Genomic DNA, 19820 nt, shown 5'->3' on the forward strand with positions numbered 1-19820 from the left:
CGCTGCCGCTGCCGTCGCCGCTGCCGCCGGGATGCCCGCTTGTTTTTATCGACAGACGTAAAAATGAAAGAGTCAAGCATGAAAGAGGATTCGCAAGCTCTGGGGTTCCAGACCCGCGCGCTGCATCATGGCCACGACAGATCCGATCCCTATGGAGCCGTTTCTCCGCCGATCTACATGACGTCCACCTTCGCCTTCGACAACACGGCGGAGGCGGCAGCAGTGTTCTCTGGAGAAAGCGACCGTTATGTCTACGGCCGGCAGCACAACCCGACGCAGCATCTCCTGGAGACGAGGCTCGCAGAGCTCGAAGGGGCCGAGGCCGCGCTGGCCACCGGCTCGGGCATGGGGGCCATCTGCTCCACTTTGCTCACGCTTCTTTCCGCCGGTGACGAACTGATCGTGCATCACACGATGTACTCGACGGCGACTTCATTGATCGACGAGGGCCTGCCGCGTTTCGGGGTGAAGGTCACGAAGGTTGACCTCACCAGGCCCGAGAAGCTGAAAGAAGCACTGTCCGATCGCACACGGATCGTGTACTTCGAAACGCCCGTGAACCCGACGGCTCAGCTCTTGAACATCAAGGAGTTGGCCGAAGTGGCGCACAGCCGTCCTGGTGTTCGGGTCCTCGTCGATTCGACCTTCGGCTCGCCCGCCCTGCAGCGGCCGATCGAGCACGGTGCCGACCTGGTGGTGCACTCCATGACGAAATACATCAACGGACACGGCGATCTGCTTGCGGGGGTCGTGCTTGGAGATCTGCCCACGATCAAGCGGATCAGGTCGGCCGGCCTCAAGTACATGACCGGCGCGACGCTCTCGCCCATGCTGTGTTTCCTGGTCCTGCGCGGACTGAAGACGTTGACGCTGCGGATGCGTCAGCACAGTGAGAGTGCATTGAAGGTTGCCCGCATGCTGGACGCCCATCCGGCGGTAAAGCTCGTGAGGTATGCCTACCTCGAGGGCAGCCCCGATCGTCCACTCGGCCTCTCGCAGATGACGGCGGGTGGTGGCATGCTCTCGTTCGAGCTGCATGCCGGCGCTGACGGCGCCATTGCGATGATTGACCAGTTGAAGCTTGTCTCCAGGGCCATCAGTCTGGGCGACACCGAAACCCTGATCACCCATCCCGGCACTCTGATCCTGGCGCGCCAGAAGGTCGAGCCTGCCGCGCGTCTCAGCGTCGGCGTGACGATGGACCTCATCCGGTTGTCTGTCGGGCTGGAAGATGTGGATGACATCCTCGCTGACCTTCGGCAGGCGTTGGATTCGTTGCAGTAGCGAGAGGGGTGGGCCTCGCCAAGGCGATCGCTGCGGCGCTGGAGAGATTGATGCGGGCTCCACTCACACCCGTTCCCGGACTGAAAGATCAGGTCGAGCGTTGCAGTTGTTCGGCGACCTGCAAGACGGAAGCGAGCAGGTCGGAGGTCAACGGTGCCATCGCCTTGCCTGTGCTGGAGATGGCCACCACCCGGCGGCGCAGCGCGGGGCGCTCGATGGAGACCTTGCGAAGCCCGTAGTCGGCAAGAAGCCTGTCGGGAATGCGCGACGGCAAGATGCAATGGCCGACTCCGGAAGAAACGAGCTTGAGCATGGCGTCTATGGTTTCTGCTTCGGCAACATACGTGGCCTGCAACCCGGCGCTATGGATCATCCGCCTCAGAGCGTAATGGGCTGGAAAGCCGACCAGGCGCAGGCTGAGGGTCGACAGGTCCTGGGGCGATTCCAGGGGACTGCTGTCGAGGACGACCAGCGCCATTTCGTCCTCGAACAGGGGCTTCGATGTCAAAGTTCCGCAGTCCACCGCGGAGTCGTAGACGAAACCCAGGTCCGCCTTGCCGTTCTCGACCAGAGCGACGACTTCGGGCGAGCTGCGGCTCAGCAGCGAGAGATTCACATCCGGGTGCGTGCTGACGAAGAGCGAAAACACTTCAGCGACGAAGTAGTAGCTGAGTGTATGGACCGTCGCCAAGCGGACCGTGCCATGCGTAACCCCTTGCCGGCGCACGCTGTCGACGGCGCGATCGATCTCTCTGAAGGCCGGCGCCAGGGCGTCATAGAGTTTCGTGCCGGCTTCGGTCAGTTCGACGCCGCGACCAGTACGGACAAACAGTGGCTGGCCAAGGTTCGACTCGAGCGAGCCCAATTGCTTGCTCAATCCGGACTGTGTCTGGTCGAGCTTGTCGGCGGCCTTGGAGAGCGAGCCCAGTTCCGCGATGCAAAGGAAATACCGCAGCGGTCGGTCAAGTGTTTCGATCGCCATTGTGCTTCGTGGTCAATAGTGGTGTGCGCGATCGAATCGGAATGCCATGGGGCTGGTCAGCCATCGGGGCTCCGCGCCGCATTGCATCATTATCGGCGCGATGAGGGGCGACGCGAAATATCTCTTGTGAGATCCGCGCGTTCGGGCTGACGCCGTCGCCATGAAGTTCCGGCCTGTCATTTCGACGATTGATGACGGCGCTCTATTGGATCGTTCTACGGGCCCTGCGCCGTCCTGTTGGAGCGGCAGCATTGATGATGGAAGCCAGTCGCCGCGCGGCGTCCGCAAACTCATCGGCAGTGAATGCTCCCAGGCCCAAAATCAAGCCGGAACGCTCGCTGCCTTCTGCGTACATGCGAGACACCGGGCGCACAGCCACGCCGGCTCTGGCAGCCTGAACGGAGACGGCTTGGTCATCGATGCCAGGCGCCAGCCAGAGCACCGAGTGCATGCCCTGATCGCTGGGTTGCAGCCATGCCAGGTCACTGGGAAGCATCTCCTGAAATAGCTGCGAAAGCTGGCTGCGGCATTCTCCATAGACGCCACGGATCCGTCGGATGTGCCGGTCCAGATGCCCCTCGGCGATAAACGCCGCCAGGACATGCTGATCGGCGCTCGGGGGATGGCGGTCCAGCAGCATGCGAGCACCACAGAACGCGTCGACGAGCCTGGGAGGCACGATGGCGTATCCGAGCCGCAGCGAGGGGAAGAGGATCTTGCTGAATGTTCCCAGATAGATCACATGATCAGGATCCAAACCTTGCAACGCTGGAAATGGATGGCCCGCATATCGCAACTCGCTGTCATAGTCGTCTTCCACCACCCAGGCTGCGTTGTTGCGTGCCCAGGTCAGCAGGGCGTTTCGGCGCGCCATGCTCAAAGGCATGCCCAACGGATACTGATGCGACGGGGTCACAAACGCGGCGCGCGCATCGGGTCTCAAGCGCAAGCCCTCGTCGACGATCAAGCCTTCCGAATCAACCGGCACACGGACCATGCGACCTTCAGGTCCCAAGGTTTCCAATATTGCCGTGATGCCCCAATAGGCCGGGTTCTCGACCCACGCATAGTCCTCGTTGCCGAGAAGCACCAGGCAAGCCAGATACAGCCCTTGTTGCGTGCCGGTAGTCACAATCACCTGAGCAGGGTCGCAACGCACCGATCGAGACCGTCGCACATATTCTGCGATCGCTTGGCGCAGAGGCAAGGCGCCCTGGGGGTCTCCATAGCCGCTTGGCATCCCCTTGCCGCGTGCGCGGATCTGGTTCCCCAGACGGCGCCAGACCTCACCGGGAGCGGCAGCGCCGGCAGGCACTGAAACAGCAAAAGGCACCGGTGGCAAAGGCATGAACTGCCGAGCGATCTGGGCGAACGCCGCGGATGGCAAGGGAAGTGGCAGAGGCTTGGCGCTCGTCTTGCTTTTGCGCGCGTCGGCAGCAACCAATGGCATGTCAGCCAAGGATGCGGCAATGCGCGTGCTGCCGCCTTGTTCGGCCTCGAGGAATCCTTCTGCAATCAGCTGTTCGAAAGCCTCCAGAACGGTGCCGCGTGCAACCCCCAACGACTTGGCGAGCGCCCGTGTCGAAGGGAGGATTTCGCCGGGTCGGAGGTCGCCTCTCTTCACGGCCTGACGCAGCTTGTGGGCGAGCTGCCGTCCGAGACCGCCGGCCTCACGATCGAGTTGCCCGATCGCTGGAACTTCCGGCGTCTTGGCTGTGCGCGGCATGGATTCTGGTCTCCTGAGATAAGTGAATACTGGTTCATCTCACTGAACCTGAATACACCATACTACTTTTTGACGACGGCTTGTTTCGAAGCCGGCATGACACGAGAGCGAGGCACCCCATGAGTGATTGCGTAACCGAGAAAAACCAAGCCTTGGCCTTCAAGAGTTGGCTTTGTGTGCTCTGTGGATTCGAGTACCACGAAGAGCAAGGCCTGCCCGGGGAAGGCATCGCATCCGGAACGCGCTGGGAGGATGTGCCGAACGATTGGGTGTGCCCTGAATGCGGTGCCGGCAAAGCCGATTTCGAAATGATCGAGATCTGAATCGAGCCTGGTCGAAGTTTTCTTCCTTAGCAATCAACTACAGAGATAGAGATATGTACGTTCCTGCCCACTTCGATGAATCGCGCCCTGAAGTTCTGCACGACCTGATCGCCAAGAATCCACTGGGTATTTTGTTCACGCACGGAAAAAGCGGCTTGGATGCCAACCACATTCCGTTCGAGCTGGACGCCAAGGAGGGATCCAAGGTGGTGCTGCACTCGCACGTCGCGCGCAACAACCCGGTGTGGCAGGACATCGCCAGCGGCGACGAGGTGATGGTTGTGTTCCGGGCTGGAGATTCCTACATCTCGCCCCAGTGGTATCCGAGCAAGCAGGAGTTTCACAAGCAAGTGCCCAGTTGGAACTACATCGTGGTCCATGCCTACGGGCGAGCCACGATTCGGGACGATGAGCGATATGTCCGCGGCATGGTGGCCCGGCTCACCCGCACTCACGAGGCGTCGCAACCCACGCCATGGAAGATGACCGATGGTCCGAAGGACTACATCGACACGATGCTCAAGGCGATCGTCGGCATTGAGATCGAGGTCACGCGCTTGGTGGGCAAGGCCAAGCTGAGCCAGAACAAAGACGTGCGCGATATCCAAAGCGCCGGGGAAGCCCTGAATGCGAAGGGCGAGCGGGTCATCGGCGACGCCATGCTGGCGTGCGCAGAAGCCAAGGCAGCACAGTAAAGACGGGCGCGAAGAGAGAACGCCATGACCACTCGCCAAGAGCCCATCGTGATCGTTGGCGCAGGTCATAGCGGATCTAGAGCCGCAGCTGCTCTTCGCAAGCACGGTTGGACGGGGGGCATCAGCCTGATTGGTGAGGAGAGTTGCATTCCCTACGATCGCCCCCCGCTGTCCAAGGCCGTGCTTCTAGGCAAGAAAACAGGCGAACAATGCGCCTTCTACGCCGACTCCTGGTACGCGGAGAATGAGATCGATCTGCAGCTTGCCCAAAGTGTCGTGCGCATCGATCGAGAGGCCGGGCGCGCGATTTTGGAAGGCGGGCGGGAGATCGCCTACCAACGTCTTCTGCTGGCGACCGGGGCGAGCATCAATCCGCTCACGGTGCCAGGCTCGGATCTGAGTGGGGTATTGCCGCTGCGTACGCCCCAGCATTCAAAAGCGATTGCGGACTCACTGCAACATGGCTGCCGCCTGGTGGTCATCGGCGCCGGCGTGATTGGCCTGGAGGTTGCTGCCGCGGCTCTGGAACGCGGCTGTACGGTCACAGTGCTGGAGCGCGCACCGCAAGCAATGGGCAGGAGTGTGCCGGCGATTGTCTCGGATGCAGTGGTGGCTGAGCATCGACGACGAAGCGTGGATGTGCGATTCGGTGTCGGGATCGTGGCGCTGGAGGGGACGGACAGGGTGCGAGCCGTTTGCCTTTCGACCGGCGAGGCCGTGGCATGTGACATCGTGGTCTATGGCCTTGGCGTTCGGCCGAATGTCGATCTGGCTGAAACCGCGGGTTTGACAACCGACAACGGCATACGGACAAATCAGTATCTGCGAACCGACGACGAGCAAATTTTTTCGTGCGGTGACGTGTGCTGCTATGACAGCCGACTCTACGGGCGCGCCGTGAGAATAGAAAACTGGCGCAATGCCGAGGATCAAGCAGATACCGCGGCGCGAAACATGCTCGGCCAGCAACTCGAGTTCGATGCGGTGCCTTGGTTCTGGAGCAATCAGTACAACTTCGCACTCCAGGTCGCAGGACTTCCCTCCCTGGGCTCCGAAACCAAGGTCGAGACGATTGGACGTTCGCGACTTTTCCTCTCCTCCGATGCAGAGGGAGTTCTGCGCGGCGTGAGCGCAATCGGTTCGGTTCGAGACATTGCAGGCCCCATCAAAGACTTCAAAGGCGTGCTTGCACGGACTTTGAACCACGGATCGTCCGCTTCGGAAGGTCCTCCCCCCAAGCCCCCCGACTGCGCGCACGCATAGCACCGTGTTGCGCTGGCATTCACCATGGCGGGTGGACATCGCCAGGGGAAGCCGCGCCCGCTCTAGATATTTTCAGCGCATCCGAATGCATGCCAGTTGGAGAACTTCATGAAGCAATTCCGCTCCCCGCTCTTGGATGCCGATCCGCTTTGCCGCGTCGGCGTGGCGGACCTGACTGCGCTGTATCACTCAGGCGAAGTCTCGCCCGTGGAAGTCGCGCGGGCATCCCTCACTAGGGCCGAAACGATCAACGGGCCCTTCAACGCATTCACGTACATCGATCACGACGGCGCAATGGAGCAGGCCCGTGCGTCCGAACAGCGCTGGCGGACCGGTACCCCGCTGTCGCCGATCGACGGCGTTCCGGCAACGATCAAGGACATCGTCTGGGTCAAGGGCTGGGTGGTTCGCTTCGGCAGCCTGACAACGCAGCCGCAAGCGCAACGTGAGGACGCACCGGCGGTCGAGCGACTGCGCTGCGCCGGGGCTGTTCTCCTGGGCCTGACCACCACGCCCGAGTTCGGATGGAAGGCGGTCACGGACAGCCCGTCGAGCGGGATCACGCGCAATCCATGGATGCCCAGCGTGACCGCCGGAGGATCGTCTGGTGGTGCGGCCGTGGCGGCCGCCACCGGCGCCGGTGTCCTTCATCTCGCCACGGACGGCGGAGGATCGGCCCGCGTTCCTGCCTCCTTCACCGCAACGGTGGGATTCAAGCCGACCTACGCGCGCGTTCCCACCTTTCCGGTGAGTGCCTTCGGAACCCTGTCGCACGTCGGGCCCATTGCCAGATCCGTTGCTGACGCAGAGGCCATGTTCAGGGTGATGGCGGGCAGGGACATGCGCGACTGGACCCAGTGCGCGCATGGCGCCACATCGTCTGACTGCGGCCAGACCGCGCTCGCCTGCACGCGAGTTGGCTACTGGACGGAGCCCGCGACGGGGAAAGTCGAACCGGAGGTCGTGCAGATCGTCGAACGAGCCGTTCGAAAAATTGAACGCGCCGGTGCCCGCGTAGAGCCCGTGCAACTGCCTCGCAGCGATGTCCTGGACATTTTCAAGCACCACTGGCTCTGCGCTGCAGCGGCCCGCATCGACTCGATACCCGAGCAAGACCGAAGCCGCATCGACCCCGGCCTGCTGGAGGCCGCACGCGACGGCGGAAAGATGACCGCGGGCCTGGTTTCTGCACAGATGCGGCGGGCCGAGTTCGGTAGCGCAATGGATCGGTTGCTGCACGAGCACGACGTCCTCGTCTCTCCCGCCACGGCAGTGGCCCCCTTCGAGGCGGGTCATGAGGTGCCGCCGGGCAGCGGCATGACCCGGTGGACCGATTGGGCCGGCTTCAGCTTTCCCATCAACCTGAGCCAGCAACCCGCCATCGTGATCCCTTGCGGGCTGACCGCGGACGGTCGCCCGGTCGGCATTCAGCTGGTCGGGGCACGAGGCGAAGACAGCCGATTGCTTTCGGTAGCGGGCGCCATCGCGCAACTTCTCAACTCGCCATAGGTTCCCTCGCGGCGATTCCCGGGTCGCCGCGGCCGTCGTCACTTTCCCCAACTGAAACTTCAAAGAGAAAATATGAATAGACGTGACCTACTAGCGCTGGCCGCGGCCGGCATTGCCCCGATGTCGCTTTCCCGCGTCGCTTCGGCGCAGGCGACCGACGGGATCGAGTTCGGGGCGCCTTTCCCCATGTCGGGCCCATTTGCCGTCAACGGCAAGTATGGGGAGCTCGGTGTTCGCATGGCAATCCAGCGGTATGGGACCGTGATCGGTCGTCGCCTCGCGTACAGCGTGTTTGACACGGAGGCAAAGCCGGCGACGGCAGTGCGCAAGGTGCAGGAGGCTGCGCAGCAAAAGAACACCAAGTTCTTTGTCGGCGGGATCCTGTCCCCCGAAGCTCTGGCGATGGGCAAAGAAGTTCACCGACTCGGGGGCGTCTTCTTCTGCTATTCCGGTGCTGACGAGATCACGGGCAAGGAATGCAATTCGGCGACGTTCCGGTGGCCCGTGCCTGCCTATGGTGCCGTCGCACAGACGGTGCGGCCACTCATCGAGGCACAACCCAAGGCGAAGCGCTGGTACACCATCACCGCCCAATACGTCTTTGGCGAAGGAATGCTGGCCGCCACCAAGGATGTGCTGAAGGAAAAGGGCGTGGAGCTGGTCGGCAACAGCTACCACTCGCTGGCGGAGAAGGAGTTCAGCGGCTATCTGACCAATGCCATGGCGGCCAAGCCGGACGTCCTGGTGCTGCTCAACTTCGGTACGCAGTCAACCGATGCACTGCGCCAGGCCATCAGCTTCGGGCTGCACAAGAAGATGAACATCCTCGTGCCTTGGACGTCCGGGTTGGAGCAGTTCCAGTCGCTGGGCGCAGAGTCCACCGAGGGCATCTACTTCGGGGCGCAGTACTGGCACAGCGTCGATTCTCCGACCAACCGCGAGCTGATCGCGCAGGTCACCAGAGAGCTGAAGGTCACGCCGAACTACACCTTGGCCGCCGCGTTCATCTGCACCAAGTGCGTCATCGACGCGATCGCCAAGGCGGGTTCGACCGAGCCGAAGGCGGTGATCTCGGCGCTGGAAGGCATGAAGTTCGAGGGCCTCACGGGCCAGGAGCAGATCCGCAAGGAAGACCACCAGGTCATCAAAGACTACTACCTGCTTCGCGGCAAGGCCAAGAAGCAGATGAAGGATGCGGACGACTATGTGGATGTCGTCAGTTCCGGACAGTCGTTCCTGAGCGTCGAACAAGCCGGCTGCAAGCTGAGCTGAAAAGCCGGCCGCGAACTACCGGAGTCGCCGTATATGAGTGTTTACCTTCTGCAGACTGTCAACGGCATCGGAATAGGAATGTTGTATTTCCTGCTGGCCGTTGGACTGTCCATCGTCTTCGGCTTGCTCCGATTCGTCAATTTTGCCCACGGCGTTTTCTATTTGCTGGGGGCATATTTTTGCTTCGAGGCCGTCCGGCAAGGGATGAGCTTCTGGGCCGCCTTGCTCGTGGTTCCGCTGTTCGTCGCGGCCGTTGGGTGGGTCGCCGAGAAGACCCTGCTGCGGCATGTCTACGCCAAGCCGCACGAGTTTCACATCCTCATCACGGTGGGCGTCGCGCTGATCATCCAGGAACTGGTCATCGTGCAGTGGGGACCGCTGGGCGACAGCGTGGCGGTCCCGACGAGCCTGGAAGGTGTGGTCATGTGGGGCGACTTCATCTATCCCAAGTACCGGCTCTTCGTGATCGGAGTGACAGCCGGTTTGGCGGTATTGCTTTGGTGGGTGCTCGAAGGCACTCGCCTGGGTAGTGCGGTGCGCGCCGGGAGCGAGTCGCCCGAGATGGTCTCTCTGCTCGGCATCAACGTCTTTCGTCTCTTCAGTCTGGTTTTCGCCCTCGGCGCGGCGACGGCGGCGATCGCGGGTGTCCTTGCGGCACCCATCCGAGGGGTCGAACCGTTCATGGGGATCGAGGCGCTCGCCGTCGCGTTCGTCGTCGTGGTCGTCGGTGGCCTGGGAAGTTTCACCGGAGCACTCGTCGGCGGCATTCTGATCGGCGTGGTGCAGAGCGTGATGAGCACCCTTTGGCCTGAGGGGGCCCGTCTGATGATCTACGTTGCCATGGCCGCAGTTCTGCTGCTGCGACCCAATGGCCTACTTGGAAAGGGAGGCTGAATCATGCGTCGAAACATCGATATCGCAGTTGCTCTTGGCATCGTGGTGGCTTTGCCGCTGTTGTTGAGTTCAGGCTCGTTGGCCAGCGAAGTCCTCATCTATGCGCTGGCCGTTCTGGGTTGCAATCTGCTGCTGGGCTATACAGGTCTGCTGTCCTTCGGGCAGGGCATCTTCTTTGGACTCGGAAGCTACACGATCGGCCTCATGCTGACTCGCACCGGGCTGCCCATGCCCCTTGCGCTGGTGGCCTCGATCATTCTTGGCGGCCTCGCTGCGGGGCTGGTCGGGATCGTGTCGATTCGACAGAAGGGGACCTACTTCGTCATGCTGACGCTCGCCTTCGCGCAGATGTTCTACTTCCTGGCCTATAGCGTTCCGTCTCTGACGGGAGGCGACAACGGGCTGCTCAACATTCCAAGACCGCCGTTGTCGGCGTTCGGCATGGTTCTCTGGGACAACACCACGGCGTGGCAGTTCTATGCGATGGTGGCGGTCATCTTCCTGTTGGTCTTCGTCGCTCTGCACCGCGTGACGACATCGATCTTTGGGCGCACGCTGCTGGCAATCCGCGACAACGAGGTACGCGCCAGCGCCATTGGCTACAACGTACCGCGCTTCAAACTACTCGCTTTCGTGCTCTCGGGTGCCGTGACTGCGCTGGCCGGTGCACTCAACGCGATGATGGTCGGCGTCGCACCGCTCGCGAACGCCGAATTTCATGTGAGCGAAATGATCCTCGTGATGACGGTGATCGGTGGCGCCGGCAATCTCGCCGCGTCGTTGATCGGGGCCCTGTTCTACGTGCTTGCGGCCGATTGGCTGTCGACGCTTTGGCCGCGCTGGCTGATGTTGCTGGGCGTGCTGCTCGTGGTCATCAGCCTGGGTATGCAGCGCGGCTTATGGGGCCTCATCGAAGACGGCTTCCTCGCCTTAATTGCGCGGTTCAAGCGGCCCGGTGAAATTCGCGTCGAGGAGAAGCAGGTATGAGCGCGGAATTCCTTCTGGAAGCACGGCAGGTTACCAAGCACTACGGCAAGTTCGTGGCCCTGGGCGGCGTGGACCTGCGCGTGAGGCGCAACACGGTGCATTCGGTCATCGGCCCCAATGGCGCCGGCAAGACGACGCTGTTCCACATGCTCACCGGCACGCTGGGTGCGACCGGCGGCAGCATTGCCTTCGATGGCCAGGACGTCACCCGTGAACCCGCCCATGTCCGAGTGCGCAAGGGCATGGCCAGGTCGTTCCAGGTTACGAGCCTGTTTCCCACGCTGACAGTGCGCGAGAACTTGCGCCTTGCGGCGCAGGGCGTGAACGCAAGAATGGCGTTCAATCTCTGGCGTTCGCCGCAGGGCCACTGGTCTTGCGCAGAGATGGTGGACCGAGTGATCGAGCGCCTTGGGCTGCGGAATCAGGAGCGTACAGCGGCTGGTTCGCTGTCGCATGGTCAGCAGCGCCGATTGGAGGTCGGCATGGCCCTGGCGGCCGAGCCCAAAGCCATCTTTCTGGACGAGCCGACCTCCGGCATGGGGATCGACGATCTGGACGACATGAAGACGCTGATCGCCGATCTGGGCCGCGACTACACGGTCGTTCTGATCGAACACAACATGGGGATCGTCATGGACATATCGCACACAGTGACGGTGATGCAGCAGGGTCGGGTGCTGGTCGAGGGAACGCCCCAGTCGGTGCGCGATGACGAACGCGTGCGAACCGCGTACCTGGGAAGCATGATCACCGGAGGCCGCAAATGATTCTTCGCCTGGATCGGTTACACAGCCACTATGGCAAAAGTCACATCCTGCAAGGCGTCGACCTTCAGATCGGTAACGGCGAACTGGTAACCCTGCTCGGCCGCAATGGGGCTGGCAAGTCCACCACGCTCAAGACGATCGCCGGCGCGGTTCGCGCCACGGGCGGCAAGATTGTGTTCGGAGGCGTCGAGCTGCAAGGCTTGCCTTCTCACCAGATCGCTTCGCGCGGCGTTTGCCTGGTGCCCGAGGACCGGGGAATCTTCAAGCTGCTGTCGGTCGAAGAAAACCTCCTGCTCGGGCAGCGCCGAGGCTCTCCGTGGTCGCTGACCGACATCTACAGGATCTTTCCGCGTCTGCAGGAGCGGCGGAAGAACGGGGGAGGGCAGCTCTCTGGCGGGGAGCAGCAGATGCTCTCGATTGGACGGGCGCTGCTCAACAACCCCAAGCTTCTGATGCTGGATGAACCGGTCGAGGGGTTGGCCCCGGTCATCGTCGAAGAGATCGTTGCCCAGCTCAAAGAGATACGGCGTGCTGGCGTCGCGGTCCTGCTGGTGGAGCAGAACCTGGAAGTCTGCACCCAGCTCGCCGATCGGCACTATGTGATCGAGCAAGGAACGATCGTGTATCAGGGCACCAACGCGCAGTTCTTGGCCGACGATGCGGTCAAGGATCGATACCTCAGCGTCGGTGCCAGCTGATCAACGAAATTCACTTCTTCAACTGGAAGCAGCCATGCATACTTTTTAAGAAAAGCATCAACAACCGTCCCTCAGCCTGGATCCGCAATGGATCGATGGCTGCTGGATGCCATTCACCGGACACCGCCAGTTCAAGGAATCGCCGCGGGTCATCGTTGAAGCCAAGGGAGCGTACTTCACGGATATAGATGGCCGGAAGATCTTCGATGGGCTCTCGGGTCTGTGGTGTTCGGGGTTGGGGCATGGCCGAGACGAAATCTCCGAAGCAGTCTCCAAGCAGATTGCGAAGCTGGATTACTCGCCTGCTTTCCAGCACGGTCATCCTGCCCAATTCGAGCTCGCGAACAAGATCAAGGCACTCGTGCCGCAAGGGTTGGACCACGTGTTCTTCACCAGTTCCGGATCGGAGGCTGTGGATACCGCGCTGAAGCTGGCACGTGCCTACTGGCGCCTGCGGGGGCAAGGAACCAAGACCCGCTTCATCGGTCGGCAAAAGGGCTACCACGGAGTCAATTTCGGGGGGATATCTGTTGGCGGCCTCGGCGGCAACCGCAAGCTCTTTGGCCCCGGTGTCGACGCTGACCATCTTGCTCACACACAGCTTGCAAGCAACGCCTTTGTTCGTGGCCTACCGCAGGATGGCGCCGAGCTTGCCAACGAACTTCTCGACCTGATCGCGTTGCATGATGCCTCGAACATTGCCGCAGTGATCGTCGAGCCGATCTCCGGTTCGGCCGGCGTGATCCTGCCGCCCCAGGGCTATCTCAAGCGGCTGCGGGAGATCTGCACGGCGCACGACATCCTGTTGATCTTCGATGAGGTCATCACGGGATTCGGCCGTCTTGGTGCAATGACGGGTGCGGAAGCATTCGGCGTTGTGCCAGACATGATGACCATCGCCAAGCAGGTGACGAATGGCGCACAGCCATTGGCCGCTGTTGTTGCCTCGGGTAACGTCTACGATACTTTCATGGGAGTGGCGGCCCCCGACTTCGCGGTCGAGTTTCCCCATGGTTATACCTATTCGGCCCATCCGGTCGCTTGCGCGGCAGGGATCGCGACGCTTGACGTGATTGTGAACGACGAGATCGTTGCTCGAGCGGCGGCCCTGGCACCCTACTTTGAAGATGCGGTGCATTCACTTGTCCATGCGAAGCACGTCATCGATATCCGCAACTTTGGATTGGCTGCTGGCATCGCCATAGCCGGCACTCCTGACGCTCCTGGCCGGCGGCCCTATGACATTGCCAAGGCGTGCTGGAGCAAAGGCTTCTATGTGCGTCAGGGCGCGGACTCCATCCAGCTTGCGCCGCCGTTTATCTCGGAGAAGGCGGAGATTGATCGCCTCGTCGAGGCCCTTCACGACGCCCTCGCCGAAACGCGCTGATGCTTGACGCCGCGAAGTGACGGACCTCTTCAGTTTTCTATGGAGACATGCATGAGTATTTCCACAATCAACCACTTCATCGGAGGCACTGCTGTCGCAGGGACGTCGACCCGTACGCAGGAAGTGAGCAACCCCGCCACGGGATGGGTAACCGGCCGAGTGGCCTTGGCCAACCATGCCGACGTCGATGCCGCCGTGGCCGCCGCGCAGGCCGCCTTTCCCAAGTGGGCCGACACGCCGCCGATCCGTCGTGCCCGCGTGATGTTCAAGTTCCTAGAGCTGCTCAACAAGAACAAGGATGAGCTGGCGCATGCGATTATGGGTTCCCCATTCCTATGCCGCGTGCTCGCAGCACGCGCCGAATGAACACCTCTTGGGCTCGGTGGCGCGTGAGGCCTTGGCCTTGATGGCCGGAATTTGGTGGGGTCTTGGAGACGACGGGGCCGACGTCGCCGCATCGCGCAAATGCCGATCCGCAGCCTAGGTCCCAGTGTCCGCTGTTCCAGGGCCCGGTAGCAGCCGGTTAATCTGGACCGAATGGGCCGTGTTTCGTGTCCCGCTCAATGGCTGAATAGATCCATCGGCGTCACGGGCTCTTGCGACGATGCTCACCGAGCCGGGCGTTCGCGGCAGCGCAAGCGTGGCCGCGAACTGCTGCCATTCGAATTCTCGGCGGGGCCGGACCTCGGCCTCTTGCCAGGTTGCCCCGCCATCGGCGCTGAGCGCCACGCCGCCGATGCCGTTGTTGCTCCAGGCCCAGCCCATGACCTCCACCTTGTCCGTGGAGATGGTGTCGCCGTGGGCAGGATGGATGATCATCGAATTGGGCTCGACGGCCCACACCGGCTCTCTATCGACTTTGCCTTCTTGCTCGGTGTCGCGGTTGTACCAGACGGTTGTGAAGGGGGAGTTCGCACGCCGGCCTCTGACCGACAGCCGGCAGAGCCACTTGGTCATGTTGGTGCCGAACCAGCCAGGCACCACGAGGCGAACCGGGCCGCCTCGTTCGCGCGTCAACGGTGCGCCATTCATCTCGTAGGCCACGAGCACCTCGTGAGACAGCGCCTTCGAGATCGGCAGGTCCTTGCGGTACCGGTTCATCTTGCGACCGCCGAACTCGCCGCTGTCCAGGCCGTCCGACCAGACATGGGTGGCACCCGCCTCGAGCTGCGCCTGCTCGAGCAGCACCGCCAGTGGCACGCCAGTCCAGCGGACGTTGCCTACGCGCCAGAGATTGCTGTCAGCCGGCGCGAGCGGGCTGCCAAAGCACTCGTGGAAAGCCGTGACGGAGACTGAAGGCAGGCGCCGGAGACCGTCCAGCCCAATCGAGAAAGGCCTGCGGACGAGCCCGTCGACTTGCAGCCGCCACCGCTTGGCGTCGACTTCTACGGAGCCCATGTGGATGGTCTCGAAGAGCTGCGCATCGGAGGTGATGAAGTCGCGCAGCACCGCAGGGGCGGGTGGCGGCTTCAGGTGGAACCCCGGAGACCGGCCAATGACGACCGATCGCTCCGCTCCTTCGGGCAGCGGTGGCAGAAACGCGGAGCTATTCATCCAGCACCCCGGCGGTGATCTCATCGTCGAGCAGCCGCGGAAACTGCGGATCGGACGGCCCTGACCACGTGACCGGCTCGTGGCGGCGGCGTTCGACGCCCAGAGAGAAGACGTCGAACCGGTTGTAGTAGCCCACCACGTCATGGAACTGCTTTGGCTCGATGCACTTGTTCAGGTCGAACTCGGCATAGGCGATCCCTTCCTCGTTCTGGAGCGTGTCGCCGATCTGCGTGCCGGTGGGGTCCACGAACATCGATGCGGCGCGCGGCGTGCCGTCGACCACTTCTGCCACCGCCGGATCGCGGTCCACCAGGAAGTCACGCATCGCCTTGTCCATGAAGCTCGCGCAGATGATTCCGAACGCCTTCGCTTCGAACGAATGGGCGGACGCCCGAATACGGTTTGCCGCAACGTTGTCGAAGTTTCCGCCGCCCGACGGCTTGCGCGTGGGCCACATCGGAGGCCAGCTGGAGACATGGATCTGCTCTGCCTGCGCCATGAGCGAGAAGCGTGCGAGCGGGTTGGTGTTCTCCCCGCAGATCAGCCCACCGATGCGCCCGAAGCGGGTCTCGGCGACGCGAAGCCCCTGTCCATCTCCCGCCGCCCAGACCAGCTTCTCGTAGAAGGTCGGCACCAGCTTGCGATGATGGTTGAGCAACTCGCCCGTCTCGCCGATCAGGATGTTCGAGTTCCAGATGCAGCCGGCGCTGACGGTGCTGCGTTCACTGATCCCCATCGACACGCACACCCCGAATCGCTTGGCGGCCGCGGCAATCAAGGCCACCTCGGGCCCCGGCACGTAGACGCTGTTCTCGACCATCGCCTCGAACAGATCGTGGTTGTAGATCGGCGCCCACAGGGCCGCCCAGACCGGGAACGCCGGAATATAGGTCTCTGGAAACGCGATCACCTGCGCGCCATGAAGGGCGGCCTCCTTGATGATGGACACGGCCTTTTCGGTCGTGGCGGTCTTGTCGAGCAGCACCGGCGCTGCGTGGGCGGCGGCAACCTTCACCCGGGGCAATGAACTCATGTCAGGTACTCGCTGTGCGTTGCTGAGGCCCACAGGATAGTTGCGGGTACAGCCGCACAGATGCTCAAAAAACGCAACAAGAGGTGCGTTTTTGCAGGCTCCACGGGCCATGCAGGATCTGCGCACAGCGGGTTGTGAATTTCCCAGCGGCTACTTGTGCGGAACATGCTCACCATTGCCGTGTCGCGGACCTGATCCGTTCAACCCACCGGAGGGCCCATGGACCCATCACATGAGTATGTTCGCCTTTCCCGCACCGGCCCCTGCGCATGTGGCAGCACCCACGGCGACGATAAGGAGTGCCTCGCGGAAAAGCCTGCGAATGCCGATGATGCGCTGGCCGGCGCCATGGCCCAGGGCATGCTGCACGGTCTCTTTCCCGAGCGCGGCCTGCGGCGGGCATTCGTCAAAACGCTGGGGAGGGCAGGGGCGCTGGCCGCACTCACGGCGCTCACGCCGCTGACCCAGCTTGCCGCCGTCGCGCAGGAGCGCAACAGCAAGGGCGCCCCGGAGAAAAAGCGGCTCGCTGTCGGCTTCCTGCCCATCACCTGCGCGACGCCGTTGATCTATGCGGAGCAGCTCGGACTCTTCCCGCGCGAGGGGCTGGAACTGAGCCTGCAGAAGATCGCCGGAATCGCGCTGATCCGCGACAAGATGGTCAACGGCGAACTGGACATCTCCCAGCAGGTGATGCCCGTTGCGCTGGCCATGTCGGCCGGCATCGGCGGCGCTCCCATTCCGGCCCGTGTGATGACGGTGCTCAATCAGAACGGCAACTCGCTGGTCCTTGCGATGAAGCACAAGGACAACCGCGACCCGAAGAACTGGAAAGGCTTCAGGTTTGCCGTGCCGTTCGAGCAATCCCATCAGATGCTCCAGCTGCGGCACTATCTCGCATCGGCAGGGCTGGACGCGGACCGGGACGTGTCCTACCGTGTCGTGCCTCCGTCCGAGTATGTCTCCAACCTGCGGGTAGGCAACATCGACGGTTTCTTCGGCGGCGAGCCAGGCGGCCAGCGCGCCGTGTACGAAGGCGCGGGTTTCATTCACCTGGTCTCGAGCGAGATCTGGCCGGAGCATCCTTGTTGCTCGGTGACGGCAACCGAGGCCTGGATCAAGACCCATCCGAACAGCTTCATGGCGGCCTACCGCGCGATCATCGCGGCGAGCCTGCATGTGTCCGAGCCTGCCAATCGCACGGGGATGGCCAAGATCCTTGCCCAGCCTCAGTATCTCAACCAACCAGAAACGGTCGTGAACCAGGTCCTCACCGGCAGGTATGCGGATGGCCTCGGCAACGTGAAGACCCTGCCGCGCCGCATCGACTTCCAACCCTTTCCTCATTACTCGAGCGCGGTCTGGCTGCTGACCCAGATGCGCCGATGGAACATGATCAAGGAGGACCTGGACTACAAGGGACTCGCCCGGCAGGTCATGCTGGCCACCGATGCAAAGCGTCTCATCGAGGAACGCGGCGGCAAGGCACCGGAGGTCGGATTCCGCAAGGAAACCATTCTGGGCAAGAGCTTCGACTCCGACCGTCCCGCCGACTATCTGAAGTCGCTAGGCAAGGCGTGATCATGCATAGCGCGATCTCGACCTCACGCTCCTGGCTGGCCACCTTGGCCATCGGGTTGCTCTTGCTGGCGGTCTGGCAGGCACTCGCCTCCAGCGGCGGCGGCAGCGCGCCGGTGGAGCTTTCGGACTACGACAAGCTGATGGGCAAGAGCCCGGGTGCGTCTGTGGAGCGTTCGGCCATTCCGACGCCAATCGATGTGTTCAAGCGCGCCGGCGAACTGTTTGCGGATCCATTCCGCCGCAATGGCGAGAACGACCTGGGCATTGCCTGGCACTTGCTCGACTCGCTCAGGCGCGTGTTCAGCGGCTACGCCCTGGCCGTGCTGGTCGGCGTTCCCCTGGGCTTCTTGCTGGGGCTGGTTCCATGGCTGGGCCAGGCGCTGAATCCTTTCATCCAACTGCTGCGACCCGTCTCCCCGATGGCCTGGATGCCGCTCGCGCTCTACACGCTGAAGGACAGCGGCGCCTCGGCGATCTTCATCATCTTTATCTGTTCGATCTGGCCCATCCTGATCAACACCCTGTACAGCACCGCGAGCGTGCGCCAGGACTGGACCAATGTCGGCCGCGTCATCGGACTCACGCCGCTGGAGCGCGCGCGCAAGATCGTCTTTCCGGCAGCAGTTCCCATGATCCTCACGGGCATGCGCATCTCGATCGGCATCGCATGGCTAGTGATCGTGGCGGCGGAGATGGTGGTGGGCCAGAGTGGGATCGGCTTCTTCGTGTGGAACGAATGGAACAACCTGCAGATCTCCAGCATCATCGTCGCCATCGTGATGATCGGCATTGTTGGCCTGGTGCTCGACCAGTTGCTGGGCGCATTGATGAAGCAGCTGAGCTTCCGTGAATGAAAGGTCAGACGATGTTGCGGCCAGCTTTCTCAACTGTTTCGACTGCCTCGACCGCAACGCCCGGGTTCCTGCGGGTTTGCGGTGTGCAGCAGACCTTCAGCACGCCCAACGGCGAATTTCCTGCGCTCAGCGAGATCAATCTGGAGATCCGCAGAGGCGAGTTCGTCGCGTTGATCGGCCACTCCGGCTGCGGCAAATCCACGCTGCTCAATCTGCTCGCCGGGCTGGCATCGCCGACCGCGGGAACCGTCTCATGCGACGGGGAGGTCATCCGGGGACCGGGACCTCGGCGGGCGATGGTGTTCCAGAACCATTCTCTCCTGCCGTGGCTCAGCTGCTTCGACAACGTGCGCATGGCCGTGTGCAGTGTGTTTCGTGCCGAGTCTGCTTCCGCGGTCGATCGCCGCACCGAGGCGGCGCTCGAGATGGTCGGCCTGGCGCATGCCGCGCACAAGAAGCCCAGCGAAATCTCAGGCGGCATGAAGCAGCGCGTCGGCATCGCCAGGGCACTGTCGATGGAACCGCAGGTCCTGCTGATGGACGAGCCCTTCGGCGCGCTCGACGCGCTCACGCGCGCCAAGTTGCAGGACGAGCTGCTCGGCATCGTCGAGAAAACCGAAAGCACCGTCGTCATGGTCACGCACGACGTGGACGAGGCGGTGCTCCTTGCGGATCGCATCGTCATGATGACCAACGGTCCCGCGGCACGGATCGGGGAGATCCTGGACGTGCCCATCGGGCGCCCGCGCGATCGCGTCAGTCTGGCGACCGACTCGACCTATGCAGAGTGCCGGCGCGCACTGATGGACTTTCTGTACCGGCGCCAGGCGCACGTCGAGCAGCTGACGGACTGAATTCAACTTGGCAATCTTCCATCGCCAAGGCACTGTGCCCGGACTGAGAAGCGGCCACGCTCGGCCGCGCTTTCCCTTGTATTGCGCATCTCGATGTGAAATGCTATCCAGGAGCCACCGACCGGCCAGGCCGATGGAGGATTGCATACGACAACGCACG

The 19820-nt window shown here is 62.4% G+C and carries 18 protein-coding genes and 2 pseudogenes; 16 read left to right on the top strand and 4 right to left on the bottom strand.

Features of this window, described 5'->3' with window-relative positions:
* Positions 1–78: 78 nt before the first annotated feature.
* On the top strand, positions 79–1284 hold the full coding sequence (locus ACZYSP_RS16055) for a trans-sulfuration enzyme family protein (RefSeq protein ID WP_489015296.1): 1206 nt from the start codon (positions 79–81) through the stop codon (positions 1282–1284).
* Between the two features lie 88 nt (positions 1285–1372).
* Here the strand turns inward: ACZYSP_RS16055 and ACZYSP_RS16060 are convergent, their stop codons facing one another.
* The gene (locus ACZYSP_RS16060) at positions 1373–2260 is read right to left on the bottom strand and encodes a LysR family transcriptional regulator (protein WP_489015599.1); all 888 of its coding nucleotides are present in this window, start codon (positions 2258–2260) and stop codon (positions 1373–1375) included.
* A gap of 208 nt (positions 2261–2468) precedes the next feature.
* The gene (pdxR, locus tag ACZYSP_RS16065) at positions 2469–3992 is read right to left on the bottom strand and encodes a MocR-like pyridoxine biosynthesis transcription factor PdxR (RefSeq protein ID WP_489015298.1); all 1524 of its coding nucleotides are present in this window, start codon (positions 3990–3992) and stop codon (positions 2469–2471) included.
* A gap of 119 nt (positions 3993–4111) precedes the next feature.
* On the opposite strand from pdxR, the gene ACZYSP_RS16070 reads away from it, so the two are divergent.
* From ACZYSP_RS16070 to ACZYSP_RS16125, 12 genes and pseudogenes are all read left to right on the top strand, one after another.
* Complete coding sequence (locus tag ACZYSP_RS16070; protein WP_489015300.1) at positions 4112–4315, top strand: rubredoxin; 204 nt, start codon at positions 4112–4114, stop codon at positions 4313–4315.
* Positions 4316–4368: 53 nt separating this feature from the next.
* Positions 4369–5010, top strand: coding sequence for an FMN-binding negative transcriptional regulator (locus ACZYSP_RS16075; RefSeq protein ID WP_489015302.1), 642 nt, complete (start codon positions 4369–4371; stop codon positions 5008–5010).
* 24 nt (positions 5011–5034) lie between these two features.
* Positions 5035–6273: an NAD(P)/FAD-dependent oxidoreductase gene (locus tag ACZYSP_RS16080; protein ID WP_489015304.1), complete on the top strand. Its 1239-nt coding sequence runs from the start codon at positions 5035–5037 to the stop codon at positions 6271–6273.
* 108 nt (positions 6274–6381) lie between these two features.
* Positions 6382–7782, top strand: a complete 1401-nt coding sequence (locus tag ACZYSP_RS16085; RefSeq protein ID WP_489015306.1) for an amidase — start codon at positions 6382–6384, stop codon at positions 7780–7782.
* Positions 7783–7854: 72 nt separating this feature from the next.
* Positions 7855–9054 (top strand): ABC transporter substrate-binding protein, encoded by a 1200-nt coding sequence (locus tag ACZYSP_RS16090; protein ID WP_489015308.1) that lies wholly within the window; start codon positions 7855–7857, stop codon positions 9052–9054.
* Between the two features lie 33 nt (positions 9055–9087).
* Positions 9088–9948, top strand: a complete 861-nt coding sequence (locus ACZYSP_RS16095; RefSeq protein WP_489015310.1) for a branched-chain amino acid ABC transporter permease — start codon at positions 9088–9090, stop codon at positions 9946–9948.
* A 3-nt stretch (positions 9949–9951) separates the two neighbouring features.
* Positions 9952–10935, top strand: coding sequence for a branched-chain amino acid ABC transporter permease (locus ACZYSP_RS16100; protein WP_489015312.1), 984 nt, complete (start codon positions 9952–9954; stop codon positions 10933–10935).
* Entirely contained in the window at positions 10932–11702 is a 771-nt protein-coding gene (locus ACZYSP_RS16105; protein WP_489015314.1) for an ABC transporter ATP-binding protein, read from the top strand. The genes ACZYSP_RS16100 and ACZYSP_RS16105 overlap by 4 nt, the downstream gene beginning before the upstream one ends.
* The gene (locus ACZYSP_RS16110; RefSeq protein WP_489015316.1) at positions 11699–12400 is read left to right on the top strand and encodes an ABC transporter ATP-binding protein; all 702 of its coding nucleotides are present in this window, start codon (positions 11699–11701) and stop codon (positions 12398–12400) included. Before ACZYSP_RS16105 ends, ACZYSP_RS16110 begins: the two co-directional genes overlap by 4 nt.
* A 76-nt stretch (positions 12401–12476) precedes the next feature.
* A complete protein-coding gene (gene aptA / locus ACZYSP_RS16115) occupies positions 12477–13787 on the top strand; it encodes an omega-aminotransferase AptA (RefSeq protein WP_489015601.1) in 1311 nt (436 codons plus the stop codon).
* Between the two features lie 51 nt (positions 13788–13838).
* A pseudogene (locus ACZYSP_RS16120) lies at positions 13839–14105 on the top strand (aldehyde dehydrogenase family protein); the annotation flags it as partial.
* Positions 14104–14271: pseudogene (locus tag ACZYSP_RS16125) on the top strand (M20 peptidase family dipeptidase); the annotation flags it as partial. The pseudogenes ACZYSP_RS16120 and ACZYSP_RS16125, both read left to right, overlap by 2 nt.
* On the opposite strand, the gene ACZYSP_RS16130 reads toward ACZYSP_RS16125, so the two are convergent.
* Together ACZYSP_RS16130 and ACZYSP_RS16135 are read right to left on the bottom strand one after the other, a co-directional pair.
* Positions 14268–15236, bottom strand: coding sequence for a molybdopterin-dependent oxidoreductase (locus tag ACZYSP_RS16130; protein WP_489015319.1), 969 nt, complete (start codon positions 15234–15236; stop codon positions 14268–14270). The pseudogene ACZYSP_RS16125 and the gene ACZYSP_RS16130 overlap by 4 nt on opposite strands.
* Before the next feature lie 97 nt (positions 15237–15333).
* Positions 15334–16374: a carbon-nitrogen hydrolase family protein gene (locus ACZYSP_RS16135; RefSeq protein ID WP_489015321.1), complete on the bottom strand. Its 1041-nt coding sequence runs from the start codon at positions 16372–16374 to the stop codon at positions 15334–15336.
* A gap of 219 nt (positions 16375–16593) precedes the next feature.
* Between ACZYSP_RS16135 and ACZYSP_RS16140 the strand changes: the two genes are divergently transcribed.
* From ACZYSP_RS16140 to ACZYSP_RS16150, 3 genes are read left to right on the top strand one after another with little or no spacing between them, the layout of a single operon-like run.
* Positions 16594–17952, top strand: a complete 1359-nt coding sequence (locus tag ACZYSP_RS16140; RefSeq protein WP_489015323.1) for a CmpA/NrtA family ABC transporter substrate-binding protein — start codon at positions 16594–16596, stop codon at positions 17950–17952.
* A gap of 2 nt (positions 17953–17954) precedes the next feature.
* Positions 17955–18806 carry a nitrate ABC transporter permease gene (gene ntrB, locus ACZYSP_RS16145; protein WP_489015325.1) on the top strand — a complete coding sequence of 284 codons (852 nt, stop codon included), beginning with the start codon at positions 17955–17957 and terminating at the stop codon, positions 18804–18806.
* Between the two features lie 11 nt (positions 18807–18817).
* Positions 18818–19660: an ABC transporter ATP-binding protein gene (locus tag ACZYSP_RS16150; protein ID WP_489015603.1), complete on the top strand. Its 843-nt coding sequence runs from the start codon at positions 18818–18820 to the stop codon at positions 19658–19660.
* Positions 19661–19820 lie beyond the last annotated feature (160 nt).

Source organism: Variovorax sp. F042, assembly GCF_057814215.1.